At 66.0% G+C, this 8,564-nt stretch carries 8 protein-coding genes; 4 read left to right on the top strand and 4 right to left on the bottom strand.

Going from position 1 to position 8,564, the window contains the following annotated elements:
• The 3 genes from ML01_RS24190 to ML01_RS24180 all read left to right on the top strand — a co-directional run.
• The coding region (locus ML01_RS24190) for a DUF433 domain-containing protein (RefSeq protein ID WP_371258244.1) at positions 1-229 on the top strand (229 nt) is incomplete at its 5' end.
• Positions 230-490: 261 nt separating this feature from the next.
• Positions 491-778: a type II toxin-antitoxin system ParD family antitoxin gene (locus ML01_RS24185; RefSeq protein ID WP_058557951.1), complete on the top strand. Its 288-nt coding sequence runs from the start codon at positions 491-493 to the stop codon at positions 776-778.
• Positions 779-975: 197 nt separating this feature from the next.
• The gene (locus ML01_RS24180) at positions 976-1,335 is read left to right on the top strand and encodes a hypothetical protein (protein WP_058557950.1); all 360 of its coding nucleotides are present in this window, start codon (positions 976-978) and stop codon (positions 1,333-1,335) included.
• On the opposite strand, the gene ML01_RS27960 is transcribed toward ML01_RS24180, so the two are convergent.
• From ML01_RS27960 to ML01_RS24170, 3 genes are all read right to left on the bottom strand, one after another.
• The gene (locus ML01_RS27960; RefSeq protein ID WP_254045375.1) at positions 1,263-1,736 is read right to left on the bottom strand and encodes a BrnA antitoxin family protein; all 474 of its coding nucleotides are present in this window, start codon (positions 1,734-1,736) and stop codon (positions 1,263-1,265) included. The two genes, ML01_RS24180 and ML01_RS27960, sit on opposite strands and share 73 nt — an antisense overlap.
• A gap of 481 nt (positions 1,737-2,217) precedes the next feature.
• A complete protein-coding gene (locus ML01_RS24175) occupies positions 2,218-2,424 on the bottom strand; it encodes a DUF2442 domain-containing protein (protein WP_305825885.1) in 207 nt (68 codons plus the stop codon).
• A gap of 355 nt (positions 2,425-2,779) precedes the next feature.
• Complete coding sequence (locus ML01_RS24170) at positions 2,780-5,926, bottom strand: type IV secretory system conjugative DNA transfer family protein (RefSeq protein ID WP_058557949.1); 3,147 nt, start codon at positions 5,924-5,926, stop codon at positions 2,780-2,782.
• Between the two features lie 773 nt (positions 5,927-6,699).
• Between ML01_RS24170 and ML01_RS29295 the strand changes: the two genes are divergently transcribed.
• A complete protein-coding gene (locus ML01_RS29295; protein ID WP_156427966.1) occupies positions 6,700-6,921 on the top strand; it encodes a hypothetical protein in 222 nt (73 codons plus the stop codon).
• A 56-nt stretch (positions 6,922-6,977) separates the two neighbouring features.
• Here the strand turns inward: ML01_RS29295 and ML01_RS24165 are convergent, their stop codons facing one another.
• Positions 6,978-8,558 carry a hypothetical protein gene (locus tag ML01_RS24165; RefSeq protein WP_058557948.1) on the bottom strand — a complete coding sequence of 527 codons (1,581 nt, stop codon included), beginning with the start codon at positions 8,556-8,558 and terminating at the stop codon, positions 6,978-6,980.
• Positions 8,559-8,564: the final 6 nt, after the last annotated feature.

The following is an 8,564-nucleotide window of genomic DNA, read 5'->3' as shown; positions in this document are numbered from 1 at the left end:
CACGAACTACACCGACAGAATCGTCATCGAGCCGGGTAAGCGCGCTGGTCGTCCGGTCATTCGTGGTCTGCGCATCACTGTCTACGACGTGCTTGGCTGGCTCTCCGACGGCATGAGTGCAGAGGAGATCATCGAGGACTTTCCCGAGCTCGAACGAGAAGACATCCAGGCCTGCCTCGCCTACGCGGCAGATCGCGAACGCATGGCTGTGACGGTTGCCGGCGACTGAGCGGCGCAGCCATGAAGGTGTTGTTCGATGAATCGAGCTGGAGTGACGGCCGTTCCGTACCGGGGCGCCATCACCGGCCGGCACAAGCTCCGTGCCCTCGCGCCAACGCTCGACAACTGCGCGACGCTCCGCCGACTGGGACCGCCGGCTTTCAGCCGGCTCGCCGCGTGCCCGGCTCGATGCCGGGCACGCGGCATCAAGGCGTTCTCGCATTGCCACAAGGCGGGGTAAGCCGTGATGCCAGAAGATCGAGATCGACCGATGGTGACACGCAGCATCGTACTAACCGACCAAGAGGAAGCCTTCGTTAGAGAATTGGTCCGCTCCGGGAGGTACGGCAGTGCCAGCGAGGTGTTGCACGAGGGGTTGCGCCTCATGGAGCGCAGGCAATCGCTGGAGGCGGCAAAGCTCAAAGAACTGCGTGCAAGACTCGATCAAGCCGAGCGCGACATCGCGGCCGGGCGCGTGGTGGCCTACGAACCGGGCTTACTCGACCGACTGGACGAAGAGATCGACGAAGGGCCCGCCGAGGCTGCCGGTGACCTATGATGTGCTGGCCGGGCGCGCCGGCTCGCCGAGCGCGGTGGCGCGGGAGGAGGCGGGGGTGGCGCCTGTCTACGGCGGTGCCGTGAGAACGCACAAGCGTTGTGGCATGGGTGTATCCGTCCTCGATCCTGCAAGGGGTGCCGCGGTATGTCGATATGCAGAGGTGCCCGCAGTCTCCAACACGCTCGGAGGGTGGCCAGATGGTCGATGAAGCGCAAGTCAAGAGTGAATTCAACAAGCAATCGGGTGCGCAGGAGGAGAACGACGCGGCGGCGACCGCGGCGGAGTGGGAGCCGCGCAAGTTCGAGGACGGCGACGTTACGCGCGAGTTCAACGCGGAGGTGGACAAGGAAGCAACGGCCTCGGACGCGTCGGACGACGGCGATTCCAGCCAGACCGACGGATCATCCGACTCCGCGGCCGCGGGCTCGGCGGACGATGCCTCGGCGGGCGCGCAATGGGAGCCGCCGGATTACATGAAGGACGCCTACCGCACCGAGGAAGACAACGACAACGATGCCGCCCATCGTGGCGGGCACGGATTCACGCCTGGGCCTTGATGCCCTGTGATGTTGGATTCGGGTTGCCGGCAGACACTGCTCGGCGTGCCGGCGGATCTGGTGAACGAGCGCGCCTTGCGCCCCCCGTTTCCGGGACCGCGTGTTGCGTGAAGCCAGGCGGCTGTAGGCGCTGCCGAGGATGCGCCCCGACGGCCACCGGGTTCTGGATTGGCTCGATGCCATTGCCGCCATCGAACGCGGCAAGCCGCCGAACAAGCCTCGGGGTCTCGCCGGGTTGGATCATCAAGAAGCCACATACTCGTGCAGTACCGCATATGCGTCTGCCAGCCAGTGCCGCCGGCCTTGAAATAGGCGACCACTTCGGGCGAGAGCCGAATGGAGACGGCCTGCTTGGTGGATTCGGCTTTCGGGCGACCGGGCGAGCGCGCAAGCGGGCGCAGCGCGGCCATTTCTACGTCGATCAGCTCATGGGTGTCCTGGTCCGCCGCGATGCCTTCGCGGATGCGGGCGTCTTCTTCCTCGCTGTTGAGGAGAAAGGCGCGGCCGGATTTAGATGTGATGGCCTTGATCATCATTCCGGCCAAGCGGCGGACATGGCAGGGGGCCGAAGGAATGCGTCTGCTGTCCCGCACCATCAAAGCAGCCACTGGCGCGACTGGCTCTCTCTCTGGTGACACCGCTCCCGCGGTGTCACCGCCTCCCGGCGCTCCGCGCCCACCGGCCGCGCTCGCTGTCCCAAGGCCGTTGCCGACCTCGTCGCCCCGTCACACCCCGCGGGGCGCAGAGCGCCGAAGAGCGCGTGACACCGCCGGAGCGGTGTCACGAGCAGGATCTCGGGTCATGGCGGGCGGAAGGATGATCAAGGGCCCGTAGGGCTTCGATCATCGGACCGGCCACGATTGCGCCCCGGTCCCGTCGCCGTCAAGCTGGCGCTTCGGCGACCTCGACCAGCTCGGCGAGCAAGGTCTCCGGGGCGATGTCCTGCTCGTGCGGCCAGGTCACGGCACCGAAGAGCACGTGCACCTGATTGAAGTAGCCGATGTCCTTCAGCTCGCGGAACACGCCGAGGTCCAGATAGGGCTCGAGGTCGAATATGCCTTTGCGTCCGTCCTTCAACTCGACGTCAATCCGCTAGTCCGCCAGCGGCTTGACCGTGGTCACGTCCCAATACATAGACGCCTCACAGGGGTGGAATCCGATACGGGTTTCCGCCTCGCTCGCCTCGCTCCCACGCGTAAGCCGGGGAGTGTGTGGCCGGCGCTCCAGCGCCGCGTGTCTGCGGTGCCGCCGCCGATGCAGGGCGCTCGGGACGCTGGAGCGTCTGCCAGTGCTCCCACGGCGGAGCGTGGGAGCCAGTCGAAGATTGTCAGGGTTAGCTCTCGCTCAGCCCAACCGGCGCTGGGACGCCGTCTGGACGTTCGTGGTCCAGGATCTGTCGTCATTGGAAGCACAGCTTCGCTGTAGTTGGCTGCCTCGTGCAGCGTCACCAGCGCAGACGGCCCGCGAAGGGCACCCTCCCATACCCCCCGCGGTACACGTTATGCGATGATCTCAGCTCTAACTCAACGTTGCGTAGCTTGCTGCGGATGCCGGACGCTTCGCTTTCAATGTCCTCGCATTCCTTTTTTATTTGTGCATAGCGTTCCCAAAAACGTTCGCCGTGCCGAGCTTCGAGCCTCTTCCTTTCCTTCCTGCAAATCGACTCAAAGATGAAGCCTGCAATCATGACACCAATCAGGGGAGCGAATACGATAAAGAGAGCCGAAAAACATAGCAAGATAAACCAACACGTGGACAGAGATCCAAAGTGCTGTATGCATGAGTCGGGAAACAAGTGCATCCAAATACCCAGTATCAAAGGTATCGCCAATAGTTGGTGCGCTTCACTATCCATCCAGTAGTTGCGGTAAACTCGTAAAGGTCGGCGCCGCAATTCCTCTAGGTCCTTTTCGACACCTGGGTCGCATAGGCCGCTATGCCCTGGAGCATAATCTCCATCCCAGCCGCGACCACTGGCGTCTCTCAGAGTGAACATGGCGGTCTTGATCGCCCGCATCTCGCGCTCGGCTTCACCGTGACGCTTTTCGATGCGTTGAAGGAGCTCACGTAGGTGTTGCGCCTGTACCTCAAGGCACCGAACTTCATAGCGAAATCTCCGCGTTCGTGCTTTAAGTTCCGAACTCGCACGGTCGGTAACATCCTCCCAAAAACCCCGGTCGATACTAGAGCGATCAACCGGCGACAGCGGCGCATCGGCCCGCAGGAGCATAATACTGTGGCCCCCGGTTTGGCCACGTCGCCAGGTTCGGGACGTGATCTTGAACGATCTTGGAGCAGCGACTTTCTCAGGCGGTTCCGTCAACCAGGCAGCCGGATCGTCCGGCTCCACCGCGATGACAGGCTGGCCAGCCTCGATCCGATCCCCCGGTTTCCAGTCCTGCGCCAGGTCCAGGACCACCGGACAGCGACGGTGGGTCAGCGGGGAGTACAGAATTACTATTCGGTCGCCTACCTCTCTCTCAGTGGAATCAACCCTCAGCTCATAGAAGAACTCCGGCGTGATCTGCCACCCGAACAACGGCTGCTCCTCCAACGGCACGAAGCGAAAGGCCGGGTTGGGACTGAATTTGCGGACGAAGAAGGGGTCCTGGTCGTGGTTGGCCTTGCGCACGAAGAAGGGGTCGGGCTCGCCGGCGAGGCGGATCAGGGCGAGGCCGGGGTAGGCGGGGTGCTCGCGGATGGCTTCCTGGACCGCGATGGGGTCGTTGGGGTTGTCCTCCATCGGGCGCAGGTAGCGGCGCGCCTCGTCGGCCAGGAGCAGCGGGCGGACGTGGAACTGCTCGCGGAGGTCGGCGCTCTGGCCTTCCGTGGTCTGCTGGGTGCGGGAGGTGCCGCCGCCCGTCATGTCGGCGTCGCTGGTGGTCTCGGCGCGGTTTTCCGTGTTGGTCTCGCTGCTGCCCTGCTGGCTGCTCCACTGCTCGCCGTCGGCGGTGTTGCGCTGGGTGCCACTGGTGCGGCTGTAGGTCGTGCCGCGCTGAAACGGCTCGAAGAACAGGTGCGGGCCGTAGTTGCGGCCGGCGCTGGTGCCGTCGCTGCTGCCGTAGCTGCTGGTTTTGCTACCGCCCGTGGTTTGACCCTGGGTGGTCCCCTTGGACGTGGCGCTGCCTTGGGTCTTGGAGAGGCTGTGGGTGTGGCTGTAGCTCTCGGTCAGGGTCTCGGCGGTGGACGTGCCGCGGTTGGTACTGACGCCGCGGGCGTAGAGGGTGACCTGGGCCTGGCCGAGGGCGGATTCCAGGTATTTGGCGGTCTCGTCGGCGGATGCGCCGAACCAGATCTGGGTGCCGGCGGCGGCGATGAACTTCTCCCAGGCCTCGCCGTAGAGCTGCTTGAGGTCACCTAAGCGCTGCACGGCGAGCATCAGCTTGACGCCGGCCCCGGCGATAGCGTTCGCGGCCTTGGCGATGCTGTCCATCTCGCCGAGGTTGGCGAACTCGTCGATGCAGAAGAGCACGCGCTGGCCGCTCTTGCCGAGGCCCTGGCGCTCGGTCATGGCGTCGATGAGCAGCTCGGTCATGGCCCGCAGCCAGGGGCGCATGGCCTCGTAGTCGCGCTCTTGTACGCAGAGGAAGACGCTGATGCGCGAGTCCTTCAGGTCTTCGACGCGGAAGGTGCGGCGGTAGCTCGGCTGGCCGGTGCTGGCGGCGTTGCTGTCGGCGGCTGCTACCGTGGCGCGGATACCCTGGCCTTCCAGAAAGTTAAGCTGGGTGCTGGCGGCCGTGCGGACGCTCTGGAAGCCCTCCGGGTGGCCGCTGCGGTATTCGAGCAGGTCGTTGGCCGCGAGCGCGATCTCGCCGTGGCAGGCGTTGTTGGTGCCCATTTGGTGCAGCAACCCGCTGATCGCCAGGGCGTGGACAGGCACGTTGCCGGCGGGCTCACCCTTCTGCATCCGGTCTTCCATGGTGCGCTGGGCAAGTCCTCGTTGGCCCTCTCCGATCAGACGGCGCACCGTGAGCAGATCGCGCGTCAGGCCGCGGTCCTCGATATCTGTTCGGGGCGCGGTGATCACATGACGGATGACGGCGGTGACCAGCTGACGGCCGCGCTTGTCCCAGACGGCAGAGTCGCCCTGGTTGATCTCGCAGATGGCGTCGGCGACACGACTGGTCTTCTCTACCAGCCTGGGATCATCCGGGCGCAGCGCGGCGAGTGGATTGAAGTGCGCGCGGAACCGGTCCAGCTCCGGCGGCAGGTCGATGCCGCTGGGGTCGAGGATGTAGACCTCCTGGCCCAACCCGTCGCAATGGGCGTTGCCGGGTCCGCGGCGGGCGGCGGCGGTGACCACGGCCTCGCCCTTGGGATCGATGGCGATCAGGGACCCGGGCCAGAGCACCTGGTTGTTGACCAGAAAGGCGCGGCCCTTGCCGGAGCGAGTCTCGGCGCAGAGGAAGACGTGGCGGTTGTCCTCGAAGCCGATGGCGCGCGCGGGGTCGTGCGGGCAGCGGCCGAGCCAGATCGCGCCCTCGCGGTAGGCGTAGCGCTCGGCGATGTATTCCGGATCGGCCCAGCGGGCGCGGCCGAGGGGGCCGCCGCTGGTGCCGTCGTTGGGTGGCATGGTGTCGTCGGCGTGCATGGGGGTTCAGCTTGGTGTGGGCTGGTGGAATTTTGACATAAGGCGAAAGACCCCGAGGGCGCTGCGTACGCCCCAAGTGGATAGCGCGGTTGCGCTCCGGCAGACGCGGCGACGGTCCTCGAAGCGTTAACGACGACTCTCCAGGGGACCGGCCAGGTCAGAACGGCGTCCCCGAACTCGGAAATCGCGTAGCGTGGCTTATCGGCCAGGGCCTGGCCGAGGAAGTAGGCATAGAACGGGCGCCCGTCGCTGTCGATGTGCCGGAGCTGCTCGGAGATGCTGTCGTCGGACTGCGTGAGCTGCGCTCCGCCGAGCTCGGCGATGCGCGCACGATGGCGACGAGGTCGGCATCGGAGAGCCGCGTCAGCTCCAGCACGCCGTCCTCGAAGCGAGTGGTCTCCAGGCGCGGGTCGTTGCCGTCCGGGCCGCAAGCTCCTCCAGCCACCGAAGCCAATCCAGTACGGCGTCCACCGCGATATCCGCGCGTGCGGGAGTCGATCTTGTTCTGTACGGCTAGGCTGGTGCACCACCGCGGAAGCTGCGAGGCCGTTCCCGGGTACGCCGACTTTAGTCGGGGCCGTCTGAGGCCGTTGCCGGCGGTCACTCTCGCGACACCGCTCCAGCGGTGTCGCGCGTCCGCGGGCGCTCCGCGCCCAGGTGCGCTCAGGCGCGGGAACGGCGCGCGGCGCGGGGCGGCAGAGCCGCGAAGAGGCGTGCCGAGGCAGAGCCTCGGCACGAGAGCCAACGAATCTGACACGGCTCGTCTCGATCGCATGGCAACGCGAGACAAAGGCCGCAGCCTGGAGACCTACGCGCAGCGTGCACGCTCCGGCCTGTACCGCAACCCGAGCAGCCCGCAGCCCATGCGGACGCTGGAGGCCCTCGCCGAGGCGCAGAAGCTGAGTCCGAGTGCGGGCGGCTACTGGCTGCAACGTCTGGCGGCAATGCCAGCGGATGCCTGCCAGACCATCACTCGGGCGTGCCGGACAGCATGATCTCGGAGTCTGCACGGGACTTTGCGTTGCGACTCATGCTGGTCAACCGACAACGACTACTGGCCCTGACGTAAAGCCAGCATCTCCTCGACCTCGGCGCGGACGGCCTCGTCGCGGCTGGCGGCAAGGAGGGCCAGCGCCAGGGGGCGGCGCTCGAACAGTGCGCGACGCATGTTCCAGAACCGCTGCTCATGCTCGTTCATCGCGGCAAAGGCGAGCAGCATGTTGAGCAGGCTCTGGTCCTGCTCGGCCTCGACCCAGGTCCAAGCGTCCTCGGTCAGGGTGATGCCGTGCTCGCGGCAGATGCGCTCGATGTTGTTCTTCACCTCCGTCGGGGTCCAGTCGATACTGAGCGGCACCTCGACGGCCATCGTGCTCAGCAGCCTCCACGCCGTGTAGGCGAACCATTTGAACGGGGTGCGCTGGCTCTCGTCCAAGTCATCGGCCGTCTCGAAGAACAGAAACGAGCGCCCGTCACCGGCGTCGCGCTGTTCGTGGCTGCGCCGGTCGAGATCCTGTACCGGTGTGCGGACCGTCTCCAGGTTGGCGGTGATCTTGGCGTCACTCTGCTCGAGGGTCTCGCGGATGCGCTCGGCCTGCTCCGGAAAGAGGCGCGCCAGCAGGGCTAGGACCTCGGCACGTGGGATGCAGCGGCGAGTGCGCCGGCCGCTGAGCCCGCGCATGTCCAGCAGCGCCATGCCGAGCTGCGTGGCGACCGTGTCCTGAGCGCCCGCCGGCCGCTGAAACGGCGACAGCGCCGCGCGCGCCTCCTCGGGTACGGTCACCCAAGTGGATGCGAGCATCTCGGCCAGCCCGACCGGATCGAAGCGCGGCCCGGCTGCGTCGAGACAGGCGACCCGGCAGAGGGTCTCCAGGTCTTGGTCGGCATTCAGCCAGTCGATCGCGAGCCGGGTCACGCCGAGCTGACTTGGCGTCTGGTACCGGCCGAGCTCCGCGGCGAGCCAGGCCTGAAGGTCCTGCGGCGGGGCGACGCGGAACAGCTCGGAGCGCTCGCCGCGGAAGATCAGGTCGAAGCGTTCCAGCACCGCTTGCCCTTGAACGTAGTGGCCGATGCGCTCCAGCAGCCTGCCGCTCTCGACACAGAGCGGCAGCGCGACATCCACGCCGAGGGTTTCCCGCAGCATCTCCCGGGCCGCCTCGGCCTGCGCGCGGTCGATATCCCCGCTGGTGAAAGCGTAGAGCGGAAAACGGTCCTCGATCAGCATGGCCACGGCGAGCATCGCGAAGTGGTAAGGGTGCCCCTGGGTCTTGTCGTTGAAGACGTTTCCGGAGCTGCCCGCGTCGACCAGTACCGCTTGCAGCACATCCTCCGGCGCCGCGGCTGCCTCGCCGCGACGGTAATGCCCGATGTCCGCATACAGCAGGAAGGACTCGCCGGTCTCGAAGCTCTCGAAATCACCGACCACATGCCAATGCCTGCGCGCCGGTTCATCGGCGTGCTGCTCGATTGCGCGGGTATAGACCCGCCGGTCTCCGGTGCGACCCTTGACCCGCCCCAGACCCATCAGGTCCAGCGAACAGCGATTAAGGAAGTCGAGCGTTTGTGCATAGAGCGCCTGCCAGGCCTCGGGCTCAATGCGCTCGGCAATGATGCGGGATTGGACATAGACACCCATGCGCGG

Origin of the sequence: Thiohalocapsa sp. ML1, assembly GCF_001469165.1 — a bacterium.
Classification (GTDB): Bacteria; Pseudomonadota; Gammaproteobacteria; order Chromatiales; family Chromatiaceae; genus Thiohalocapsa.
This window is presented reverse-complemented; position numbering and strand designations above follow the sequence as displayed.